This window comes from Eubacterium sp. AM05-23 (genome assembly GCF_003477535.1).
Lineage (GTDB): Bacteria > Bacillota > Clostridia > Eubacteriales > Eubacteriaceae > Eubacterium > Eubacterium maltosivorans.
Genome location: NZ_QUDF01000016.1, coordinates 70,179 through 94,126, shown reverse-complemented (window position 1 = coordinate 94,126; position 23,948 = coordinate 70,179). Strand labels below are relative to the sequence as shown.

The following is a 23,948-nucleotide window of genomic DNA, read 5'->3' as shown; positions in this document are numbered from 1 at the left end:
TTAATAACCAACTTTTTTGTTCTGTTTCCATCTTAACTTTAATGCCTGATTTTTTCAACCTTTCTGCCTAAAATAACCCCATAGATAACGGTATCAACTTTTTCTTTAAAGAACTTTTTTCTTTTGTTTAAGAAAAGTGCCCTCCTTGTTTATTTTAGCGCCGGGTTAACATATCTTCTTTATCAATACAGCTGGCAAAACGTTTTCCCGGGACAGACTGGTTATCAGAGGTTTTTCAGGTTTCTCCCAATGTCCTTCTTTCCTGAAAATTTAATGGCATTATATCCTTCCTTTAATGTACCCTGGTAATTCCTCTGGTAATCTTTTGTAAGTTTTCACCGCAAAATAAAAAAACAGGATGTTTGGCTGCTCACATCCTGCTTTTCTATTATTTTTATAATCCGAAAAAGATATAGCCGCACAGAAAAGAAATCCGAGGTAGGTAGGTAATGAGAGATTGGAAAAGTGAACTTTTCTGCGCGGCAATACAATCTCACCTTTATTATAATGACTAATTTTCCTGGCCACAAGCCCTCTGTATCGAATAACGGCTATATGGTACCCAAAACTTCTTTCCTTAAGATTTTTGATTACTCGCCTCTGTCCCGAAGCTCCTCTGCCATTTGATTAAGCTTTTTTAAGCGGTGGTAAACACCGGATTTACCTACTGGCGGATCCATTTTTTCGCCCAGCTCCTTGATTGTAAGCTCTGGATAGTTCAGCCGGACCTCAGCCATCTCAAACAGGTTTTTGGGCAGCTTATGCAGCCCTGTTTTCTCCTTGATCAACAAAATATTGTCGATCTGTTCATAGGCTGCCGCCGCTGTCTTATTCATATTAGCCGTCTCGCAGTTGACCTGACGGTTGACGCCGTTGCGCATTTCTTTAATAATACGAATATTCTCAATTTCCAGCAGTGCTTTGTGCGCGCCGATGACATTTAAAAATCCGGCGACACTCTCACTCTCCTTCATGTAGAGGACACAGCTTCCTTTTCTTGTGATGAGGCTGGCTTTAATATCATACTGCTCCATCAGCTCCCGAAGGCTGTTCAGATAGCTTTTCTGACGGCATACCAGCTCGAGATGATAGGTTTTCTCAGGATTTGAGATAGAGCCGCAGGCCAAAAACACACCGCGGATATAGCTTTTGATATAGCGCTGCTTAGATAAAAACAAACCGGGGACTTCGTTGGTGAAAAAAATTTTTCCCTGGGCATTATGCCTGAGAATACGGGTATCCTTCAGCACTTTCTGCACCTTTTCATTTTCTTCAAGAACAATGGTATAGTAGCGGTGTTCCTTAAATTTTCTGGTCTTTTTTATAAACACCTCTGGCGCAGTGCTGTACAGCCTTTTCATGAGCTTGAAAATCCGGCCTGCCACGGCTGGATTTTCTGTTTTAAAGCTTAAGGACATCCGCGATCTTTCACCGACCTCGATCACTGCGGTGGAGGCGATCATGCCAGACAGCTCTGCACGGGCACAGCCATCGGATTCAGGCTCGAGAGCGCTGAGGTCCTTCTTAATCATTGATGAAAAACTCACGCAAATCTTCCTTCCGTTATTTACTGTTTACATAGGCTTCAAAAATTCGTCTTGCCAGAAGATCTGCATCGTGACGGATTCTTCCATTTTCAACGATGATAAAATCATCGGTCACATACTGATATTCTGGCAGCATTTCTCCAATTTCCACTTTCTCGGAATTGTATTTTTGATACTGACGCGCCACATAATCTGGCAGATCTCCACTGTTAAAGACACAGTACTGAAAAAGCCTGCGCTCTTTTATTTTCAGGTGCGCTTCGATGGCGCGGATGTGGTCACACTGGGTATAGCCATCGGTTTCTCCAGGCTGGGTCATGATGTTTCCCACATAAAACTTACGCCCTCTGTTTTCCTTGATGGCAGACTCGATTCCACCCACAAGCAGGTTTGGAATAACGCTTGTATAAAGGCTCCCCGGCCCTATAATGACAATATCCGCCATTTTGATGGCCTCGAGCGTTTCTTCCAGGGGCTCGATTTTATCTGGCTTCAGAAAGATTTTTTTGATCCGGCAGTTCTTTTCGCAGGCCGTCTTTGGGATCTGCGATTCTCCCACGACGGTTTCGCCGTTGTCCAGACTGGCATTGAGGGTCATGTCGTCCAGTGTGACGGGCAATACCCGGCCTTTAATCTGAAGAACGTCTGAGGTACGGCGGACTGCGTCGTAAAAGTCATTGCTGATACCGTTCATGGCCGCTAAAAACAGATTTCCAAAATTGTGCCCTTCCAGCCCGCCTTCTGTAAAGCGGTAGTTGAACAGGGACTGCATGACGTTCTCGTCGTCGGCCAGTGCCAGAATGCAGTTTCTTATATCGCCTGGCGGTAAAATGCCCAGATCCTGACGCAGCATTCCAGAGCTGCCGCCGTCGTCTCCTACTGTTACAATGGCGGTAAGGCGGTTGGTATACTTTTTCAGTCCTCTCAGTATAACGGACAGGCCCGTACCGCCGCCCAGCGCAACCACCTTGGGGTTACGGACGGTGACGATATCCTTCAGGGTAAACTCCCTGATATATTCTTTCATTTCCATGTTTTTCTCCTAACAACCTCTAAGGCTTTTTAATTGGCCTCCCGGTCCTTTGTGATGTCACGGTGGCTGATCTTAGTAAGATAGCCTTTTTTCCGGAAAGCCTCCTCGATAAGGTAAGCAAAGGTGACGGAGCGGTGCTGGCCGCCGGTACAGCCAAAGGCAACCTCCAGATGCTCCTTCCCGACCTTTCTGTACTGGGGAATAACGAATTCGATCAGGTCCTCGACCTTTTTATAGAATTCGCGCGCTTCCTCAAAGGACATGACATAATCACGTACTTCCTGGTCTTCACCGGTTTTACTGCGGAGTTCTTTTTTGTAAAATGGATTGGGGAGAAAACGGACGTCGAAAACAAAATCTGCACTCATTGGCAGCCCGTATTTAAAGCCAAAGGACGCGATGTTAATCTGTGTAAAGGCTTCGCTTGTTTCTGACTGCAATATTTTTTCAAGTGTTGCCTTCAACTCTTTGTTGCTCATATCGGTTGTATTAATCACGTAGTCCGCTTCCTGCCTGAAGGTGCTCATCTTTTCTCTTTCCAGCTTAATGGATTCGGAAAGACTTCCGGCAATACCTGTCAGGGGGTGCTTTCTCCTCGATTCCTGATAGCGGGTGATTAGTGTCTCATCATCGGCCTCCAAAAACAGCATTTCAATGTCTCTGCTGCCGCCCTTAAAATTGATAAGGGAGTTCTGAAAGGCTTCTGAGAAAATATCCCCGCGGATATCGGTTACCAGCGCCAGCTTCTCAATCTCGGCGCCAGTATTCTCACACAGCTCAATAAAGGTTTTAATCAGTTTTGGTGGAAGATTATCGACACAAAAATAGCCCAGATCTTCTAAAATCTGTATGGCCTGTGATTTTCCTGCTCCTGATAAACCAGTGACGATAATAGTTTTCATAGTTTCTCCCTTGGGTGTTATTATTCCTCAATATTGACAATGCGTTCACAGGGAACGCCGGCTTCTTTTAGGAGGGCCTCTGCTCCCTGCACCTGCCCAAGAGCCTGGATGCTGTGCGCATCGCTGTTGACGGCAAACTGTACGTTGTACTTCAAGGCGATTTTGAGCTCCTCGCTGTTCAAATGACTGTGTCTCGGGTTAATCTCGAGAATAACGCCCTTTTCAGCCGCTTTTTTAGCGATGGGCTCAATGTCCACTGGCAGCTTATCGCCAGGGTGGGTAATCATCTTAAGCTCATATCGGTCCATCATCTTCAGATAGGCTCTGGTGTTAACCTTTCGTGTTTTCTCCTTCATAAACGGGAAAACCACTGTCAGATAATTTCGAATGGCAAAGCGAAAAACGTCTATTATGCTGGCTGGTATGTAGCCGTAATGGTATCCGGCATAGATCCAGTCGCAGTATTGCCGCTCTTCTTTTCCGATATCAATGCTGCCGTCCGCTCCGGTGATATTGGATTCCACCGAAAGGTAAACCTCAATATCGTCGTACTTTTCATTGAGCGCATCAATTTCCCGGCGCATTTTTTCGAAATTTTTTCTGCGCACGCCAAACATGGGATGGCTTCTGCCATGGTCCGAAATGACGATTGCCCGGAGGCCGAGTGCACGTGCCTGCTCTACCATTTCTTCAATGGTATTTTTGCCATGGCTGTAGGTCGTGTGGGTGTGCATATCGCAGAGTAGCTTCATTATTCTCCTATCATGATTACTTCGGTGCGCATATCCACACCGTAGTCTTGTTTTACTTTCTTTTGAATGGTCTGAATCAGGGTGATAATATCGTCGGCCGTGGCATTGTCTTTGTTGATGACAAAGCCGCTGTGCTTTTCAGATACCTGGGCGCCGCCAACGCAGTAACCTTTAAACCCGCAGTCCTGAACCAGTTTTCCGGCAAAATATCCTTCGGGACGTCTGAAGGTGCTGCCTGCACTGGGGTATTCCAGAGGCTGCTTGCTCCTTCTGCGCTCGTTCAGGTCATCCATCTTTGCCTTAATGGTATTGTAATCTCCTTTTCTTAACAACAGATTTACACCAGTGACAAACCAGGGGTTTTCCTGAACAATGCTTTTTCGATAGCCCATGCGGCATTTCTCAATAGGCAGCTCCAATATTTCACCGTTTTCTGTCACGACTTCAATGGACCGGATAATATCCTTCATTTCGCCGTCGTAGGCGCCGGCATTCATAACAACAGCCCCTCCCAGTGATCCCGGGATTCCTGAGGCAAACTCCATACCGGTCAGGCAGCCTTCAAGGGCCGCCTGGGCGACATCCTTGAGCAGCGAGCCTGGCTCTGCGCTGATACTGGTATCCTCTACCATGATTCTGCAAAGCTGACGGGTTTTTATCATGACGCCGCGGTAGCCTTTATCCCTGACTAAAAGGTTGGTCCCGTTGCCCATTACATAAAAAGGGACATTGTTTTTACGGCAGCAGGCCAGTACGTTTATGAATTCCTCACAGCTCTCGGGCACCACCAAAAAATCCGCTGGCCCTCCTACTTTAAAGGAAATATGGTTTTTCATGGGTTCATCGCATAAAATCCTTTCTGCTGCAATGACATCCATTAGTTTATTTTTGATTACTTCTTTATTCATTCTTTTACTCGTTCCTTCCAAAGGGTATCCGTATTATTATACCATACTAAAGCTGACGATAACATTAAAAAAAGCCATTCCTTTTAACAGGATTGGCTTTTATTATATTCTTTTATTATATTGATTAAAGGAAGGTTCTCCCAATGACGCTGCTCGTCACTTCTTCTGTATAGGGGATTGGGTTGACCGCTATGCCGCCTTCATTCCTAATCAGAAGTTCTGGATTACGGCACATGATCCGATTCCACGCTTCTTCCCCGATAAGGGCAACACCGGCTGCTCTGGCCTCGGGATAACGCTCATAGCCCTCTACCTGATGGGCGTCGCTCCCCATAAGCTGCACCATATGATGCTTAAGCAGAATCTCAAGTGTGCGTCTGGAGGGCTCGCCGTAATAACCGATGAGGCTCAGATAATTGCATTGGATCAGGACGCCGTTTCTCATAAAATCCAGAAGCACGTTGGGATCATCCTGAACAAAATCATAGCGTTCTGGGTGGGCTAAAATAGCCTTATAGCCCCTTTCTTTAAGCTTCTGCATAAAATTCTGAACGCCGATGGCTGTGCCGCCGTGCCGGATTGTCTCTACAAGAAACCACGGAGTACCCGCCAGGGTGGTAAACTCTTCTTTATCGATTAAATCGACCAGCTTGTACTCATATAAAAGCTCACTGCCGAGATAGAGCTCCAGCTCCAGGCCCGCGCGCTCCAGTATTTTTTTCAGGGTTTCACAGCGTTTTTTATTTTCTGCCACAGGTGAGGTAAAGTTTTGATAGCACATATAGTGCGGCGTTAGGACAACGCCTGAAAAGCCGACTTCCTTCGCCTTAAACAGCATCTCGACACTGTCCTCAATGCTCTGGGCACCATCATCGACACCGTATAGTACGTGGTTATGCATATCAATCATTTTATCATCCCCCTGTGTTTCGCTAGCTCTATTATATAAGAAATTGGAAACATTCGCAATGAAAACTTAAATAACTTTGGGTGTTAAACCGCAGTCTCACCCTATTGCGCGCCAGCGCAGACCGCTGTATATACCGCCCTCGCCCCTGCCCGCTTCAACGCCTGGGCGCACTCCCGCAGGGTAGAGCCGGTCGTATTGACATCATCCACCAGCAATATGGTCTTTCCAGCCACATTCTTTTCCTGCGAGACCGCGAAGGCGCCAGTCAGGTTTACCAGGCGTTCCTCACGGCTCAATCCGATCTGATGGGGGGTATCGTAAAGACGCTTCAGAACTTCTCTTTTATAAGGCAGGTTCAGGACGTCTGCCAGCCCCTCTGCCAGATAGTCGCTCTGGTTATAGCCGCGCTCCTCCAGACGTTTTTCGTGCAGGGGAACTGCTGCCACCAGCTCCAGCTTTTCTGCCCAGTCCTTTTCTTTAACAGCTTCAGCCATCTGCCGGCCGATCCAGCTGCCGAGCTGGGGTAAATGCCCGAATTTCAGGCTGTGCACCAGCTTCTGTCCCGAGCCGATGTAATGCAGCCACACCACCCCGCCGTCCAGCACCGGGTCTCTGAGCGGTCCGCAGTCACCGCAGAAATCCATTCCCTTTTCAGAAAGCGGTTTTCCGCAGTATTTACAGGCAGGCATGGTTACCCTTGGCAGAGACTGCGCGCAGCGCTCGCACAAATAGCTTTCTGTCCTGAAAAGCACCTTTTTGCACACTGGGCAGACCCCGTTTGGCAAGAACAAGGTCTCTCTTAGAAATGCCTTTACGCCTGCCCTAAAACCGGATTCAAACATTGAGCTCTCCATACATTTTAATCCGCTGTTTGAGGGCTGTGCGCCGTTCATTGGTGTCGCCGGACTTAACCATACGATAAAAATAATTTTGAGGACCAATGAGCATCAGCATCTTTTTGGCTCTGGTCACTGCGGTATACAAAAGCTTCCGGTTTAAGAACATGGGCGGTCCACCCACCATGGGCATGATGACAACCGGGAATTCACTCCCCTGGCTTTTATGAACGGTCATGGCATAGGCATGGGTGAGCTCGTCGAGCTGATCAAACTCGTAAACGACTTTTTTGTCGTCAGTCAGCAGAATTTCAAAGGTTTTATTGTACTCGTCAATGCGGGTAATATTGCCGATATCACCATTATAAACGCCCTCGCCAGTTTCAAAACCATGAATATCCTCCCACTTAAGCTTATAATTGTTTTTGATCTGCATGACCTTGTCCCCCTCGCGGAACACCACTGTGCCCAATGTCTTTTCCTTTTTATAATCCGCCGCAGGATTCAGAACCTCCTGAAGCTCCTTATTCAGTGAAATAACGCCGAGCTTTCCCTTTTTAATGGGTGAGATAACCTGGATATCCTTCATAGCGTCAAAACCTTTTTTCTCAGGAATACGCCAGGCAACCAGGTCCAGAATCGTATCAAGCACTTTATCCGGGTCCATTGTTCTTATAAACATAAAGTCAGACTGGTTATTGATCTCAGGCATCATGCCCTCATTGATGGCATGCGCGTTTATGGAGATCATGCTCTCCTCTGACTGGCGGTAGATGCGGTCCAGACGCACTACTTTTACCACGTTGCTTTCGATCAGGTCCTGTAAGACGTTTCCTGGCCCAACGGAGGGCAGCTGGTCGGCGTCACCTACCAGAATAAGGCGTGTGCCAGGCTTGATGGCTTCCAGCAGGCTGTTGAGCAGTACAATATCGATCATGGAGGCTTCATCCAGTATGATGGCGTCGACCTCCAGCGGGTTTTCCTCATCCCTGTTAAAAGACGGAAAATCATCGTCACCGGAATAATCGTACTCCAAAAGACGGTGGATGGTCTTTGCTGGCTCGCCGGTCGTTTCTGTAATGCGCTTGGCAGCGCGGCCTGTGGGCGCGGCCAGAACGGTTTTCATCCCAAGGCGTTTAAAAATATAGACAATACCATTGATAATCGTTGTTTTACCTGTGCCCGGCCCCCCTGTAATAATGGCGATTCCGTTTTCGATGGCAGTTTCTATGGCCTCTGCCTGTCGGTTATCTAAACGAATGCTCATGTCCTCCTCATAAGCCGCGATCATAGCTGGGATGTCGACCGTCTGCGTTTCAAAGACTGCACCTGCCAGACGCACCATTGACAAGGCTGCGTTATCCTCGGCCTCAAAGAGAGCCGAGGGATAGTAGGCAGGCTCGTCGTCGATGAACTCCAGCCGCACGTCTCCCCGAAGGGCCAGCTCCTGAAGCTGGAATTCAATGTCCTCCTTTGAGACCCCGAGAATGCCTGCGCTGTACTCGATAAGGTCTTTTTCGGTCATATAGGTGTTTCCCCTTGCGTAACAGTCCTGAAGGCAGAAGCTGATGCCTGAGAGAATCCGCTTCGGGTTCTGGGACTCAAAGCCCAGCTGAGCGGCAATCTGATCGGCTATTTTAAAGCCGATGCCACGCACATCCTTAATAATCTGGTAGGGGTTATCCAAGAGAACACGCACCGTATCGCTCTGATAGGTTTTATAAAGCTTCATGGCATAGGTCGAGGAAATGCCGTACTCCTGGATTTGGATCATGACATCACGGATTTCCTTCTGCTCGCCGTAAACCTCTTTTATTTTGTCGAGCGTCTTTTTACCGATACCGTGAACCTCGCTCAGCCGATCCGGATGATTATCCAGGATATCCAGCGTATCCGTTCCAAAATGATTTACGATCTCGATGGCGGTCTTTTCGCCGATACCGGGCAGGAGTCCTGAGCTCAGATAACGGATAACGCCTTCCTCGGAGGTTGGGAGATCGAGGGCATAGCTCTCGATCTGGAACTGCTCGCCGTAGCTCTGGTGCTCCTTCCAAAAGCCGGTCAGCTTTAAAAACTCGCCCTCCTTCAATTCCTCAAAGTTGCCGACAACGGTTACCATCTGGCCGTCCACGTCAAAATCCGCTACGGTATAACCGTTTTTGTCATTATGGAAAATAATATGATCTACTGTTCCTTTTAAGGTCTCCATAAATATCCCCTTCGTTATTGTTAAAAACATTATACACCAACGTACGCCTGTTCGCAATCATTTCACCTTTAATTTGACAACGGTTAACAGTTTAATTTCCCCTAAAAAGCCGACCTTTCGCCTTGACAGTTTGACTGAAAAGCCATATACTAAATCTTACAACAGATCGTACTGACAAACGTACCAGAATTACATTCAATAAGCAATAGCCTCAAATTATCCGTGGTTATTGCTTTTCTTGTAATTAAGTGCTGATTTATTTTATTAAAGTAAAGAAGGAGAAACTAAATCTATGGCTTTTTATTTTGAAGAACCGTCCCGTACCTTTAGCGAATACCTGCTCGTACCAGGTTATTCCTCTTCACAGTGTATGCCGGCCAATGTTAACTTGAAAACCCCTGTCGTCAAATTTAAGAAAGGTGAGGAATCTTCAATATATATGAATATTCCCATGACCTCTGCTATCATGCAGTCTGTATCTGGCGAAAAAATGGCCATTGCCCTGGCGACTGAGGGCGGCATTTCCTTTATCTACGGCTCACAGAGTGTTGAAAACGAGGCGGCAATGATCGCCCGTGTCAAGGCTTACAAGGCCGGTTTTGTTCCCAGTGACTCTAATGTGACTCCGGACGCCACCATGCAGGACATTTTAGACTTAAAGGAGAAAACAGGACACTCTACGGTTGCCGTAACCTCTGACGGTACCGCAAACGGCAAATTTGTCGGGATTGTCACCAGCCGTGACTATCGTGTCAGCCGTATGGACCCTTCTACCAAGGTCAAAGAATTTATGACCCCGCTCGAAAAAATCATCTACGCTCCTGAAGGCACCAGCCTGAAGGAAGCCAATAACATTATCTGGGACCACAAGCTGAACACCCTGCCAATCGTGGCAGAGGACGGACGTCTCCTTTATTTTGTATTCCGTAAGGATTACTCCTCACACAAAGAAAACCCTCTGGAGCTTTTGGATGCTCAGAAACGCTATATTGTCGGCGCTGGTATTAACACCCGCGATTACGCCGAACGTGTGCCTGCACTGGTGGAAGCCGGAGCGGATGTCTTGTGCATCGACTCCTCAGAAGGCTTCTCTGAATGGCAGAAACTGACCATTGAGTGGATTCGCGAACATTACGGCGACTCTGTAAAGGTAGGCGCCGGAAACGTGGTTGACCGGGAAGGCTTCCGCTTTCTGGCTGAAGCGGGCGCTGACTTTATTAAAATTGGTATCGGCGGCGGCTCTATCTGTATCACCCGAGAACAGAAAGGCATCGGACGCGGCCAGGCAACCGCTGTTATCGAGGTCGCCAGAGCCCGTGATGAGTATTTTGAAGAAACCGGTGTTTATATTCCCATCTGCTCTGACGGCGGGATTGTCTATGACCACCACATTACGCTGGCACTTGCCATGGGCGCTGACTTCGTCATGCTGGGACGTTATTTCTCCCGTTTTGACGAAAGCCCGACCAACAAGGTTAACATCAACGGCAGCTACATGAAGGAATACTGGGGCGAAGGCTCCAGCCGTGCCCGCAACTGGCAGCGCTATGATATGGGCGGCGACAAAAAGCTTTCTTTTGAGGAAGGTGTTGACTCCTACGTGCCCTATGCAGGCCCGTTGCGCGATAATGTCCGCCTGACCTTAAGCAAAGTGCGGTCCACCATGTGTAACTGCGGCGCGTTAAATATTCCTGAATTCCAGGAAAAAGCCAAGCTGACCCTGGTATCCTCTACCAGTATTGTGGAAGGCGGCGCTCACGACGTTATGCTCAAGGATAACGGTATGTCTCCAGTTAAATAAGATCAGCCTCAAAACCTTTATAAAAAAAAGCACTTTACATTTTATCCTGTAAAGTGCTTTTTTATGACCTCTCTTATGCGGACATCCCGACAAAAGCGCCTAAAATATACGGAATCAGCCAAATTGCCCAGACGACAATACTGAACTTATGAAAGGCTTCCTTCTTTTTCGCATCGCCTTTGTTAAGCACCCATGTGGCCCAGACTGCATGGAACAGCATCAGGGCAATGGCGACAACACCGGTGACACTGTGCAGCATCTGAGCCCCCGGTGATATGACCTTAACCCCTGACCGGGCAATGAGACTCATGATAGTGGTACCCGTTGTATCGCACAAAAGCCCAAGCCAGAAGATAATAACATGCTGTTTTTTCAGCGTTTTTGCCTTGCGCTCACCAAATACACCAATGGTATAAAACACCAGCGCCAGCGTGATGGTAATAATGGCCAGAATCAACTTTGTATCCATAACTTCCTCCTTTTCTGTGAATTTTACCAGTATATTATCATTCCCACTTTCGACTGATAATAAACATTAAATTCTATTTTAACACAGATATCAGAGGTTATTTTGATTATCCTTCAAATTACAATAATTTATCCTACATATACAGAATCTCACAGGCGGCTTCCTGCTCTTCTGTCCGTTCATGCCCCTCCAAAAGCCATCGTCCATTCCAGAAATACAGATACCTTACCTTTCCCTCAATCAGACAGGTGTAGCGCACAGCTCTGCCGCCGGTCAACAGAACGTGCCGGGTGTCCAGAACCTTGCTAATACGGAATTGCCTCTGGTCTGTAAGCAGGGTGACCGGAATCCTGTTCTGATCAAAGCAAAAACCAACCTGTTTCACATCATAATATACATTCATTCGATCAGCTCCTTTTTTCAAGAACATTTATTTGAATCTATTATATTACCAAAACAATCGTTCGTCAATGTTTTTTATCAGTAAAAAAACGGCCTCCCATTTGGGAAGCCGTTATCCTTAATCTTTCAGAACATCAATAGACCGTCCATTTAACTTTTTAACCATCTCATCAAATTCCATAAGCGGCATAGGCTTTGAAAATACATAGCCCTGCACAACGTCGCAGCCAATTTTCTTTAAAAATTCAACCCGCTCCATATCCTCAACGCCTTCGGCAATGGTTTTGATATTTAATTCCTTTGCCATAGCCACGGTATTTGCGATGACCACCTGTTCTCTACGAAGGTCTGTCCCTTCCTTGAAGAAAAGAATATCAAGCTTCAAAATATCAATGGAGAGGTTTTTCAGCACGTTTAATGAGGAATACCCCGAACCAAAATCGTCCAGGGAACAACGGAACCCATTTTTCTTCAGCATTTCGACTACATTCTTAAACGCACCGGAATCATCCAGCATCACGCTCTCTGTAAATTCCAACTCAAGCAGAAAGTCTGGAATCCGATATTTCTGTTTTATCCCAGAATAATATTCTACAAAGTCTTCCTGAAATAAGCCAAGCCGCGAGACATTGACCGCCACGTTAAGGATTGGTCTTCCTGCGTCCAGATAGTTCCTCAACCACTGGCACGCCTTCTCAAACATATACCGGTCAAGATCAACAACCAAACCCGTCTTTTCAAACAGTGGAATAAACTCGCCTGGGGAGATCATCCCCCTTTGGCTGCTGTTCCAGCGGGCCAGAGCTTCGGCGCCGGCAATAATGTTCCCTTTCTGTATGTTAACCTTAGGCTGCATATAGATGACAAACTCTTCTTTTTCAAGCGCCTCCTTGCCTAGGGCTTCCATCTCGGTTTCCTTTATAGTCTGATTGCGAATTTCTTCGGTATAAAAAGTCATCTGGCTGCCGATTTGGTCCTTGATGGATTTCTGCGCCATATTAGCACGGTCAATCATGTCGTTAAGGGTCAGCTGCTCAGACTGGTCATCGGTACAGTATACACCCATACAAAGCTCGATGGGCAGATGTCTGGCTTTATCCATTACTGTTTCCGAGATTTCCCCGACCAGCTCATTGAACCAAGCCGTAAGCTCAACACGCTCATGATAGGAACGGATGCCTGCAAAGTTATCCGCTGAAACGCGGCAGAAGAGATCATCCTTTCTGCTGTGCTCTAACAAAGTATCCGATAAGCATTTCAGTATTTTATCGCCGTTCTCATAGCCATACAAATCATTTAAAAATTTAAACTTCTTTATATCACAGTACCAGATTCCATAGGGCGCATTTTTATTCTCTTTCAGTACTTCTTCTCCATCAATGCGAAAACGCACGTCGTTTCGCTGGCCCGTCAGGGGATCGACGTAGGCGGCTTTCAGCAGCTCATTCCGGCTTTTGGCCATGATTTTGCTTTGATGATATAAAAGATAAAGGAAAATCAGGCAGGCCGCCAGCACAATAACAATCATACCAATGGCAGTCTTATTATAGTAATCTCTGACGATGGACTGGGGCGCAGCGGTTATAATAAACCAGCCATTGACACCAACAGGCTCTAATACAGCCATCTCTTTTCCTTCATCGCTGTCATAAACAAAGTTGAGACTTTCACTCTTATTTAAGGCTTCATTTAATTTTTCCTGTTCCTCGACAGACAGTATCCCAAGCTCATTCAGCTGAGTCACATTGTCATATCGTTCACCGGTCTGGACTGAGCGCATGATCATTTCGCCGTTGCTGTCAATAATATTGGTAAAGCCCCGGTCATTAAAGACTGGCGCGTCAATTATCTTACGGAGCACTGACGCATCATTGACTGCACAGAGTACCCCGACAACCTCATTGTTATGTCGTATAGGTACAGCGTAATAATTAATATAATGCCCTGGATTTATCGGATCTTCAACAGTGCGTGAGATCACATCCTTACCTGCTAAAGCGTCATTGAAAAAGTATTCCCTTGAAATATCAACATTTTTATGGGTATCCCCATTAATATCATAAAAATCAATGATGCCGTTTTTATCTGAAAAACCCATTCGGATAAAAACATTGTTGTCATTGATCCGCTTGAGCAGCTGGCCGACCTGGTCTGCATTTAAAACATCTAAATCCCCCACACACTCGGCAATACCGTCCAGGGTTTGAAAATCACCGCTGATCTGCTTTTCCACAGCGGTCTGGCTCTGCTGAGCCGATTCATTAAGGTAATTGGCGCTTTCCTGCTGATTCAATCTCATAATGTGAAAAATGAACAAAAGACTGAAGGCAAGGAATCCAATACAGATAATGACTGCAATCACATAAGTTTTTACAAAGCTGTGCTCGTTATCTTTATCAATCATCCGTTTCCCTTTCATCATCTCAAATTATTTTAACTCACATTTATAAGAAACCAAGCTAAAATAGACTTGTTTTTATTTTACATGATAATTCGTATAAACACAAGTAATTTGGCTGATTTAAAGGGTGTCTTTTGTCCCTGCCACATTTCTTTCGTCTATTGTCTTTTCCACATTTCTGGGCATGTTATAAATTCAGGCAACTTAGTATACTCATTTCCTTTTGCGCTGTTAACCTGAGCCTGAGTTAAAAAACCCTTTCACTCAAATCTGCATTCTTAAGGTTCGAATCTCTGAGATCTGCCCCCAGAAAATTAGCGCCTCTCAGTGAGCATCCCTCCAAATTGGCTGCGATGAGCAGACTCATGCTAAAGTCCTGTCCATCCAGCACTGCTTTTTTGAAATTTCTGCTGGTATAATCTACTGTTTTTTTGCTCGCGACATGTCTCCAGATCATCCTTCAACAGCGCCGCCTCATTCAGTTTACATTTGTATTTTCACAACGATTATAAGCCAGCCGGCTGATTTAGTATATCCACAAAATCCGTCATGGCGGAGGAAATTTTCAGCTGCTGAGGACAGACTTCCTCACAGCTTTTACAGCCAATGCAAGCACTTGGCTGCTTTTCTTCCGGCAGCGCGCCCACGGCCATCTGTGTGATGACGCTATTGGTAAAGCGGGCGTCATTATAGATGGACAAAATGGTCGGGATATCCAGCTCTTTCGGACAATAGGTGGTACAGTAGCGGCATGCCGTGCACGGCAGACTGTCCACCATGCTGTCTGCCACTTCCAAAAGGCAGTCCATTTCCTTCGTGTTTACGGGCTTTTCTTCCTCATAAACTGCCATATTGGCCTTTAACTGTTCTTCATTTGACATGCCTGAAAGAACCATTGTCACCTCAGGGATCGACTGTAAAAAGCGAAACGCCCATTCTGGCGCGCTGGCTTCTGGACGAAATGTTCTGAGCTTTTTCATATTCTCATCGGAAAGGCTTGCCAGCTTACCGCCACGGAGCGGCTCCATCACCCAGATCGGCATATGGTACGCATTGAGCAGCTCTACCTTAGTCCTGGCATCCTGAAGCGTCCAGTCCAGATAATTTAACTGTATCTGGCAAAACTCCAGCTGACCGCTGTAGGCCTCCAAAAAGCGCTTGATGGTATCATACCTGCCATGGGCAGAAAATCCCAGATGCTTTATCCGGCCAGCGGCTTTCTGTTTCAAAAGATATTCCATGATTCCATTTTTTTCATCCATATAGGGATCAATATTTTTTTCATACACATTGTGGAACAGGTAAAAATCAAAGTAATCTACACCACATTTTTTCAGCTGTTCTTCAAAAATTTCCTCTACCCGGCTCATATTAGACAGATCATAGCCTGGAAATTTTGTAGCCAGATAATAGCTTTTGCGTGGATAATTGCTCAGTATTTTCCCCATCACAATCTCTGACTGGCCGTTATGGTAGCCGTATGCTGTATCAAAATAGTTAATCCCATTTTTTATGGCATCGTCGACCATTTTTGCGGCTGCCGCTTCATCAATGGCGGCATTCGGGTCATTATCTTTTACTGGAAGGCGCATTGCGCCAAAGCCAAGGGCTGAAAGCTTTAAATCCTGAAATTCTTTATAAATCATTTTAACTCCTTTTTATGCTTGTTCTATAAGTCTTAGCTTAGCACTTGGAGTCCACTTCAAGTCAAGCTTTTTTTCAAAAAACGATAAACAACCGTATATGATTGCCCTGCAAAATATTGCTGGCTCATATACGGTTGTTATAAATTTTTTACCTTGTATTAAAAAATACGTTTATAAAAGACCCATTTTTTGAGCGATCTCAATATTTACTTTTAACACATTTACACGATCCTGACCGAAAACACCTAAAAATTTACCTTCTGTATTATCGGCAATCATTTGCCGCAGCTCATCCTCAGGAATGCCGCTCGCCTTTGAAACAGCTGGAACCTGTATCTCAGCAGATGCTGGTGAGATATCCGGGTCAAGGCCTGAGCCAGACGCCGTCATCAGGTCAGCTGGAATATCCTCGCGTTTGACATCTGGATTGGCTGCTAAAAATTCATTGATGCTTTCTTCTACGCGGGCCTGCAGCTCAGGATTACTGTTTCCATAGTTTGAACCACCAGATGCGACGCCTGAATAGTTCGCCTCTCCAGTTTCCGGATCTACCTGCAAATCTTCTTCTGTGTAAGTATTGTAATTATATGCCGAAACACGTCCCTTTAGGAAATATGGCTCTGTGAACTGCTGACCAACGTGTTCCGCTCCCACTTCCCTGCCATTTACAGTAATGATACTCCCATTCGCCTGATGGTTAAAAGCAAGCTGGCCTATCCCCGTCAATGCGAGCGGATAGAGCAAACCGCATATTACCAGCAGAGCAACGGTCACTAATAAAGCAGGCTTTAAAGTTGTCGTGATGATTTCTTTCATTTAAACCAATCCTTTCTACATTCCGAGCCCGATCGCCATAACTAACGGCGCAATGATCAGGTCTATGAGTTTTATTCCTATAAAGGGAACCACCACACCGCCAAGACCATATATCAAAATATTGCGCAGCAGCATCGACTCTGATTTCATGGGCTTATACTTGACACCGCGCATTGCCAGCGGGATTAAAAGCGGAATAATTACTGCATTAAAAATTAACGCAGCTAAAATAGCGCTGTAGGGAGTCGACAAATGCATAATGTTAAGAATCTGCATCTGAGGAATTGCCAGGGTGAACATTGCCGGAATAATCGCAAAGTATTTGGCAATGTCATTGGCGATGCTAAAGGTTGTTAAGGCGCCTCGTGTAATTAACAGCTGCTTTCCAATCTCAACAACTTCAAGAATCTTGGTTGGATTTGAATCGAGGTCCACCATATTGGCGGCTTCTTTTGCAGCTGTTGTCCCACTGTTCATCGCCAGGCCGACATCTGCCTGTGCCAGTGCCGGGGCATCATTTGTCCCATCTCCAGTCATCGCGACCAGCTTTCCTTCAGCCTGTTCTTTTTTGATGGCTTCAATCTTATCTTCAGGCTTACATTCTGCGATAAAGCTGTCAACGCCTGCTTCCTTAGCAATGGTGGCCGCTGTCAAAGGATTATCGCCGGTACACATAATGGTTTTAATCCCCATCTGGCGGAGGCGGGCAAAACGTTCTACCAGTCCGGGCTTAACAGTATCCTTTAGATAAATAACTCCATAGATACGCTCATCAACACACACGACCAGAGGTGTGCCGCCAAGAGCCGCAACCTTATTGACGGTTTCTTCAAGATCTCTTGGAATAACACCGCCTAATTTTTTGACACGTTCTATAATGGCATCTGAAGCGCCTTTGCGGATCGTTGTACCATCCGGCAGATCGATACCACTCATCCGGGTTTGAGCGGAGAACTCAATAAACGTTGCATTTTTTGCTTCTTCTGTTATTCCCTTTGTATTAAGTTCTTTGCCTAATTCAACCGTCGATTTGCCTTCTGGTGTCTCATCATTAAGAGAGCACATAACCGCATAATCCGTCAAATCGCTTTTGCTTTCCACGCCAACAGGGATAAAATCTGCCGCTAAGCGGTTACCATAGGTAATCGTCCCTGTTTTATCCAAAATCATTGTATTGACATCTCCGCAGGCTTCAACGGCTTTACCGGACATTGCAATAACATTAAACCGGGTGACACGGTCCATTCCGGCAATGCCGATTGCAGAGAGCAGCGCTCCGATGGTCGTTGGTATAAGGCAAACCGCCAGAGCAATCATGGTCGAAATCGGAATCTGGACTCCCGAATAGCCCGCAAGTGGATATAATGTAACAATTACTAATAAAAAGATAATGGTTAAACCAACTAAAAGTGTTGTCAGGGCAATCTCATTTGGTGTTTTTTGACGCGACGCACCTTCAACCAGCTTGATCATCTTATCTAAAAATGATTCGCCCGGGTCTGCTGTAATTCTGATTTTCAGCCAGTCACTGACGACGGTTGTACCACCAGTAACAGAGGCAAAGTCGCCCCCTGCTTCGCGTACTACCGGCGCTGATTCACCAGTAATGGCTGATTCGTCCACAGAAGCAATTCCTTCGATGACCTCGCCGTCATTCGGAATCATCTCTCCTGCTTTTACTAGCACAATATCGCCTTTCTTGAGTTCATTTGAGCTCAGTGTTTCTTCACTTCCATCTGATTTTATCACTCTGGCCTGTGTGTCTTTTTTGGTTTTCTTTAATGATTCTGCCTGTGCCCGGCCACGTCCTTCTGCGACCGATTCAGCAAAGTTTGCAAAGAGAACCGTAATCAATAAAATAACTGCAACAATGCCATTATAGAGCCTTAAATGACTGATGTCCCCAATATCTCCAAATAAAGTTGGAAAAATGGTCAGTATCAATGAGATAAAAAATCCAATTTCAACAACAAACATCACTGGATTTTTAATCATATAGGCTGGATTTAGTTTTTTAACCGATCCAATCAAGGCATCTTTGAGTATATCGCTTGTTATAAATTTCGTTTGTTTTTCTTGTTTACTCATTTACAATCCTTCCTTTATTAGAACCACAATGTAAGATGCTCTGCAATTGGTCCAAGTGCCAGAGCCGGGAAGAATGTCAGCGCGCCGACTACATAGACGATCAAAACCAGTAGAATCATGAACATAACGTTGTTTGTTTTCATCGTACCAGCACTTACACTGACAGACGCTTTATTCATCAGGGAGCTTGCAAAAGCCAGCTGGAGAATAATCGCTAAATAACGGCCAAAGAACATTGCCAGGCCGGCTGTGACATTCCAGAATACGGAGTTATCAGCCAGTCCTTCAAAGCCCGAACCGTTGTTGGCGGCCGAAGAAGCGTACTCATAGAGCACCTGGGATAATCCATGGAAACCTGGATTGGTAATGCCATCAAGACCAGCCTGTACCGATACCGCCAGGGCCGAAAAGCCTAAAATCAGCAGTGGATGGATAATAATTACCAGCGCTGCCAGTTTTACTTCCCTGCTTTCAATCTTCTTTGTCAGGAATTCGGGCGTACGGCCAACCATTAACCCGCAGATAAACACTGTTAACACCGCATAGGTTAAAATATTCATTAATCCAACGCCTTCACCGCCGAACACACAGTTCAGCATCATATGAAGCAGCGGAACCATACCACCCAGAGGTGTCAGGGAATCATGCATGTTATTAACCGTACCCGTTGTAAACGAGGTGGTGACTGTTGTGAACAATGCTGACTGGTCAATTCCAAAACGAACTTCTTTACCTTCAAAATTGCCCATGCTCTGATTTAGGCCTACTTCAGCCAGTGCCGGGTTGCCGGCGTGTTCAGCCGTCATACATACGCCAAGACCAATAATGAAAATAATGGCCATCGCGCCAAAAACCATCCATCCCTGCTTTTTGTCCTTGATCATAAGGCCAAAAGCAACGACCAGAGCACCTGGAATGATCATCATTGACAATAATTCACAGATATTTGTTAAAATTGTCGGGTTTTCAATCGGTGTCGATGAATTCGCACCCAAAAAACCGCCGCCGTTTGTCCCTAAATGCTTAATAATTTCAAGCGCCGCAACAGGTCCACGTGCAATATCCTGCAAACCACCTTCCAATGAAGCAACCGTTGCAGTTCCCAATAAAGTCTGTGGAACCCCCTGTGAAATAAGGAAAGTCCCCAAAATAATGGATAATGGCAACAAGACGCGGGTGGTAATACGGATAAGGTCTGAGTAAAAATTTCCCATCGCTTTTCTGCCGTCTTTACCGCCAGCCAGACCTCTGATAAAAGCCACACAAACACCATAACCCGATGCCGCTGAAACAAACATCATATAAATGATGACAAGCATTTGGCTTAAATAGGAGAGGCCGGATTCACCTGAGTAATGCTGAAGGTTTGTATTTGTCATAAAACTAATGATTGTATTAAATGACAAACTGGCTTCCATTCCCTCAATCCCATTTGGATTGAAAACAGGTAAAAATTGAATTCTTAAAATGATGTAACCAATAAAAATCATAAAAGCATTTGTGACGACCAGCGCAACAGCGTACTGTTTCCAGTTCATCTGTCGATTCATATCGACACCGCATACTTTATAAATGGCATTGTCAACTCTGTCAAAGACCGGATCTGCAAAGGTCTTTTTATTGGTTGCGATGTGATAAATATAAGTTCCTAATGGAAAAATAATAATCACAAACAATGCTAAAGTTAAAGCAACTTGTAACATTTAGTACTCCTTCATCTCTTTTAATTTTAGTGCTGCTATCTCAGCAATATATTTATTTTTTAAAATTTTTCTGGATTTATAAGTGCATAAGTGAGATAACCAAACATTGCCACAATAATAATTCCAAGTATCAGCATTTTTATTCCTCCTTCTTGACAGGACTTTTTTTGTCTACCTGCTTACTGCAAAAAACAGTGAAGCCCAGCATCGAAACGATACAAACAATTAATGTTCCTACCATCATTACATCCATCATTTTTTATTCCTCCTGTTTGCCTATTTGATATTGCTAATTTATTCTATCTGTTTTCATATAAATAAAGTGTATATAATTTAAAAAAGATATTAAGAAAAAATAAAAATATATTTTTTTAATCTATAACATAAATAAAAAATATTTCTTTGTTATTTTCAACGATATCCCTATCTTCTTGATTTCTCTGGGTGTTTGTCATTGTCTGCATATGATTATATACAGAGACGAATAAATATTTTGTTAATGTTTTTTTGTTTCTGTTAAAATACCATAAAATTCATGCGATAAAACAAACCCTCGAAAGGCTTTATATAAAGTCTTTCGAGGGGTTTTCTGTGTCTGCGGATTATGGCTGCTCCTTTTTTAGCAGTTATGCTATATCGATTTTGGCGTCAATTTCATCAATTTTTATCTGAACACTTTCTCATTTTTTTCGGATAATTCTGAAAAGAATCATCATTACGAGAATACTTCCCGCTCCAATGAAAATGACGTAAGAGTACTGGCGCATCCACTGGCTGCCTTCTTTAACCTCTGTAGAAAGCGGTATTTCTTTGTAGTCTGTCCGTATTCCCCGCACCAAAAGCCTGTGGGAATTGACCCCATAGGGTGTACAGGTGACAAGGGTCGCGTAATCCTGTCCTGGTACAATCATCAGATTACGGGTGTCCTCAGGCTCCACCACATTAATCTGGTCTACCTGATAGGCCAGAATCTCATCCAGGGTATGAATATAAAACAGATCGCCCAATTTTAAAAGCTCTAAATCACTAAATAGTTTTTTTCCAGGACTGCCGCTGTGGGCGGAGAGTACCGTGTGCGTTCCCGCCCCGCCGATTGGAAGCGAGGTTTCAGGCAGATGTCCCACTCCCTTTTCCAAAACCTCGTCAGCAGTGCCATGATAAATGCTTAATCTCTGATTAATAGATGGAATATGGACATACCCCATAACACCATCACGCCTGAAATTAAGCAGATTATTGTATTCATCATTTTTTTTCTGTCTTAATGCCTCAGGATCAAAAGGGTCTGTCAAAATCACATCGCCATTTTTCAAGGCATCATTATATTCTCTTGCCTGACACTTTTCCTCTGCAACGGCACTATTCTCAAGCCTCAGTACAATGTCATCATAATCCATCACCACAGTTTCCTGCGCGTTTTCATAAAGAAAATTGCTGAGAAAAGGATAAAATGCCAGGAGTGCCCCAACACAAATAATTCCAAAGGCCGCAAATTGTATAATACAGTGTTTTTTCAAGACGTCTCCTTTCCTTTTTTACTTGCATTTTTTATGGCCTGGTATATGCTGAATTTTTGTTTTTCAAAATGATCATAAAGGGATCATCCGAAATTTTAATCTTTTCAAAAAAAACAGACCTCCCTGCAATCAGGAAGGTCTGTTTGAGCTGTAGCAGCTGTTCAATTTTTTATGCTTTAGGTTTCCTTCTGGCGCGCGCAAAAAACATCACGCCTGCTGTCACGATAAGAATTCCCGCTGCGGTCATAAACCGGCCACCCATGCTGCCAGTGGCAGGAAGCTTGAATCCAGCAGTATTAATAATCCCAAAACGCACGGTGGTTTCACCGTTATCCAGAACCGCTTTCTGGTCTTTAACCTTGCTGGCATCGCTATCCAGTTTTCCAGTATACACACTTTCCTCTGCTTCAGCTGTCAAATAGAGCTTAATGGCGTCCTTTAAAAGCGTAAAGCCGTCGTCCGTGGCGGATTCTTCCAGATAAAGCTCTACTCCAGTGGGAACACCCGTCAGCCTAAAATGCTTATCTTTAAGGGCTATTTCTTCCTCGCCTGTACTGCTCCACTGATAAACACCATCTGCACCTGTAAAATTCATATAAATTTTTTTATTGTTTGAATCTAAGGTATAAATCTTAAAGCGCACCTGATTCCCATCAGCTTGCGCTGCGCCCTCGCCCTCAAAAGATTTAGTAACATCTAACGCGAAAATAAATTCTGTTACTTCTTTCCATCCGGTGTCAATTTGCTGTCCCTCATAAACCTGATAGGTCAGTTTCGCTTGATTCGGGTTGCCATCTCCCCCTAAAACAGCCTGTTCATTGACGGTTGCAGTATAATATACATAAAGCTGACGTGGTGATTGTTCTCCCCCCAAAGCAGGGTCTTTAGCACATTGAGTCAATTTCATCAATCCTGTATCTGTAAACTGAATAGTAAAAGCAGACCCATTTTCATAGCCATTTTCAGGATAAACATCTTCCTCGAGCGCTGTTACTGTATAATCGGTGTCGATTATGTAAGTCTGATTTGATGCATCGGTAATGGCCATTGTATTTGAATCAAAAGTCTCTGGAAGAGTAAACCCTGCGCTGAGATTGTCAGTAAGATCAAATCTATCTACTTTTACATCTGGATTTTCTCTGGAATTTGTTAAGTCCACAATGTCTGCCGTCAGCTTGAATTCCACAACGTCTCCGCCGTGAGTCACATCGGTATCTTCCAAGGTTTCGCCTGCCACATACCCCAGCGCTGTGTTATCACGAACGATTTTTTTTTCCAAGGCAGCTGTTCCACTTTCATTTTTTGCTCGGGCCTCGATATTCTCGTTCCATTTCTGGGTGGCCTGATCATAAAAAGGGGCTGAAACCACATAAGGATATTGCTTCCTCGTAATAACCACAGGCTCGTTATCCACAGTTGCGCCGGAAATATCCGTTTCTGCTACCATATAAAGCCCATAGGGCTGATTTTCAAACTTAACCTCACCATTTACATCTGTTGTCAATGGTTCTACATTTTTTAATATCTGGTTTACCTCATCGGCTGTGAGTTGTGCCATTTTAGTATTGATAGTGGTGTAATCAGCGACATAATAATGTGTATCATCCTGATAATCCCACCAGTCTTGACTGCTTTCATCTGATTTAAATTGATCACCCAGTTTTTTTGAAATCCCATAGGCCATTTTCACCTCGGTTCCATCATTAACCTGATAAAGATCACCAACCTTCAAAAGCGCAAACTTTACACCAGCTACAGGTTTGGCTCCTTGTTCAAAATTAATGCCGTCCACATCGGACAGCTTTTTTGTAACTGTGATCACCGATGTCCCCTTACTTCCTTCACCTAGCAGGTTTTCATAATAAGCGTCGTCTATGGGAGCCGCCTCAAAACCTGCTGCCATGACCGTTATTCCAAAACTCCCTAAAAGTAACGCTGCCGTCAAAATTACGGACAAGTGTTTTTTCAATCTTTCCATTTTCATCTTTTTTACCTTCTGTTCAAATTT

At 44.8% G+C, this 23,948-nt stretch carries 19 protein-coding genes; 1 reads left to right on the top strand and 18 read right to left on the bottom strand.

Annotated features, from left to right (window positions below; genetic code table 11):
• Positions 1-590: 590 nt before the first annotated feature.
• The 8 genes from whiA to DW091_RS18130 form a co-directional block, all read right to left on the bottom strand.
• Positions 591-1,532 (bottom strand): DNA-binding protein WhiA, encoded by a 942-nt coding sequence (whiA, locus tag DW091_RS18165; RefSeq protein ID WP_224168843.1) that lies wholly within the window; start codon positions 1,530-1,532, stop codon positions 591-593.
• A gap of 31 nt (positions 1,533-1,563) precedes the next feature.
• On the bottom strand, positions 1,564-2,580 hold the full coding sequence (locus tag DW091_RS18160; RefSeq protein WP_058693697.1) for a gluconeogenesis factor YvcK family protein: 1,017 nt from the start codon (positions 2,578-2,580) through the stop codon (positions 1,564-1,566).
• A 29-nt stretch (positions 2,581-2,609) separates the two neighbouring features.
• On the bottom strand, positions 2,610-3,482 hold the full coding sequence (gene rapZ, locus DW091_RS18155; protein WP_074618124.1) for an RNase adapter RapZ: 873 nt from the start codon (positions 3,480-3,482) through the stop codon (positions 2,610-2,612).
• A 20-nt stretch (positions 3,483-3,502) separates the two neighbouring features.
• A complete protein-coding gene (locus DW091_RS18150) occupies positions 3,503-4,234 on the bottom strand; it encodes a PHP domain-containing protein (protein ID WP_118518896.1) in 732 nt (243 codons plus the stop codon).
• Positions 4,234-5,142 (bottom strand): UDP-N-acetylmuramate dehydrogenase, encoded by a 909-nt coding sequence (murB, locus tag DW091_RS18145; protein WP_074618122.1) that lies wholly within the window; start codon positions 5,140-5,142, stop codon positions 4,234-4,236. The genes DW091_RS18150 and murB overlap by 1 nt, the downstream gene beginning before the upstream one ends.
• Before the next feature lie 124 nt (positions 5,143-5,266).
• The gene (locus DW091_RS18140; RefSeq protein WP_058693693.1) at positions 5,267-6,052 is read right to left on the bottom strand and encodes a CpsB/CapC family capsule biosynthesis tyrosine phosphatase; all 786 of its coding nucleotides are present in this window, start codon (positions 6,050-6,052) and stop codon (positions 5,267-5,269) included.
• A gap of 101 nt (positions 6,053-6,153) precedes the next feature.
• A complete protein-coding gene (locus tag DW091_RS18135; RefSeq protein WP_058693692.1) occupies positions 6,154-6,894 on the bottom strand; it encodes a ComF family protein in 741 nt (246 codons plus the stop codon).
• Positions 6,887-9,097 carry an ATP-dependent RecD-like DNA helicase gene (locus DW091_RS18130; RefSeq protein ID WP_118518895.1) on the bottom strand — a complete coding sequence of 737 codons (2,211 nt, stop codon included), beginning with the start codon at positions 9,095-9,097 and terminating at the stop codon, positions 6,887-6,889. Before DW091_RS18130 ends, DW091_RS18135 begins: the two co-directional genes overlap by 8 nt.
• Positions 9,098-9,389: 292 nt before the next feature.
• Between DW091_RS18130 and DW091_RS18125 the strand changes: the two genes are divergently transcribed.
• Positions 9,390-10,898, top strand: coding sequence for an IMP dehydrogenase (locus DW091_RS18125; protein WP_058693690.1), 1,509 nt, complete (start codon positions 9,390-9,392; stop codon positions 10,896-10,898).
• 73 nt (positions 10,899-10,971) lie between these two features.
• On the opposite strand, the gene DW091_RS18120 is transcribed toward DW091_RS18125, so the two are convergent.
• The 10 genes from DW091_RS18120 to DW091_RS18070 all read right to left on the bottom strand — a co-directional run bounded on the left by DW091_RS18120 (position 10,972) and on the right by DW091_RS18070 (position 23,924).
• On the bottom strand, positions 10,972-11,367 hold the full coding sequence (locus DW091_RS18120) for an HsmA family protein (protein WP_058693689.1): 396 nt from the start codon (positions 11,365-11,367) through the stop codon (positions 10,972-10,974).
• 133 nt (positions 11,368-11,500) lie between these two features.
• Positions 11,501-11,770 carry a hypothetical protein gene (locus DW091_RS18115; protein WP_058693688.1) on the bottom strand — a complete coding sequence of 90 codons (270 nt, stop codon included), beginning with the start codon at positions 11,768-11,770 and terminating at the stop codon, positions 11,501-11,503.
• A 117-nt stretch (positions 11,771-11,887) separates the two neighbouring features.
• A complete protein-coding gene (locus DW091_RS18110; RefSeq protein WP_158577938.1) occupies positions 11,888-14,173 on the bottom strand; it encodes an EAL domain-containing protein in 2,286 nt (761 codons plus the stop codon).
• A 244-nt stretch (positions 14,174-14,417) separates the two neighbouring features.
• Positions 14,418-14,627, bottom strand: a complete 210-nt coding sequence (locus tag DW091_RS18105) for a pentapeptide repeat-containing protein (RefSeq protein WP_074618119.1) — start codon at positions 14,625-14,627, stop codon at positions 14,418-14,420.
• 49 nt (positions 14,628-14,676) lie between these two features.
• Positions 14,677-15,816 carry an aldo/keto reductase gene (locus DW091_RS18100; RefSeq protein WP_118518893.1) on the bottom strand — a complete coding sequence of 380 codons (1,140 nt, stop codon included), beginning with the start codon at positions 15,814-15,816 and terminating at the stop codon, positions 14,677-14,679.
• A gap of 171 nt (positions 15,817-15,987) precedes the next feature.
• Positions 15,988-16,632 carry a K(+)-transporting ATPase subunit C gene (kdpC, locus tag DW091_RS18095; RefSeq protein ID WP_118518892.1) on the bottom strand — a complete coding sequence of 215 codons (645 nt, stop codon included), beginning with the start codon at positions 16,630-16,632 and terminating at the stop codon, positions 15,988-15,990.
• A 15-nt stretch (positions 16,633-16,647) separates the two neighbouring features.
• On the bottom strand, positions 16,648-18,720 hold the full coding sequence (kdpB, locus tag DW091_RS18090) for a potassium-transporting ATPase subunit KdpB (protein ID WP_118518891.1): 2,073 nt from the start codon (positions 18,718-18,720) through the stop codon (positions 16,648-16,650).
• 17 nt (positions 18,721-18,737) lie between these two features.
• Complete coding sequence (gene kdpA / locus DW091_RS18085) at positions 18,738-20,423, bottom strand: potassium-transporting ATPase subunit KdpA (RefSeq protein WP_074618116.1); 1,686 nt, start codon at positions 20,421-20,423, stop codon at positions 18,738-18,740.
• Positions 20,424-21,103: 680 nt separating this feature from the next.
• Positions 21,104-21,940 carry a class C sortase gene (locus tag DW091_RS18075; protein WP_118518890.1) on the bottom strand — a complete coding sequence of 279 codons (837 nt, stop codon included), beginning with the start codon at positions 21,938-21,940 and terminating at the stop codon, positions 21,104-21,106.
• Positions 21,941-22,109: 169 nt separating this feature from the next.
• On the bottom strand, positions 22,110-23,924 hold the full coding sequence (locus tag DW091_RS18070) for a SpaH/EbpB family LPXTG-anchored major pilin (protein ID WP_118518889.1): 1,815 nt from the start codon (positions 23,922-23,924) through the stop codon (positions 22,110-22,112).
• Positions 23,925-23,948: the final 24 nt, after the last annotated feature.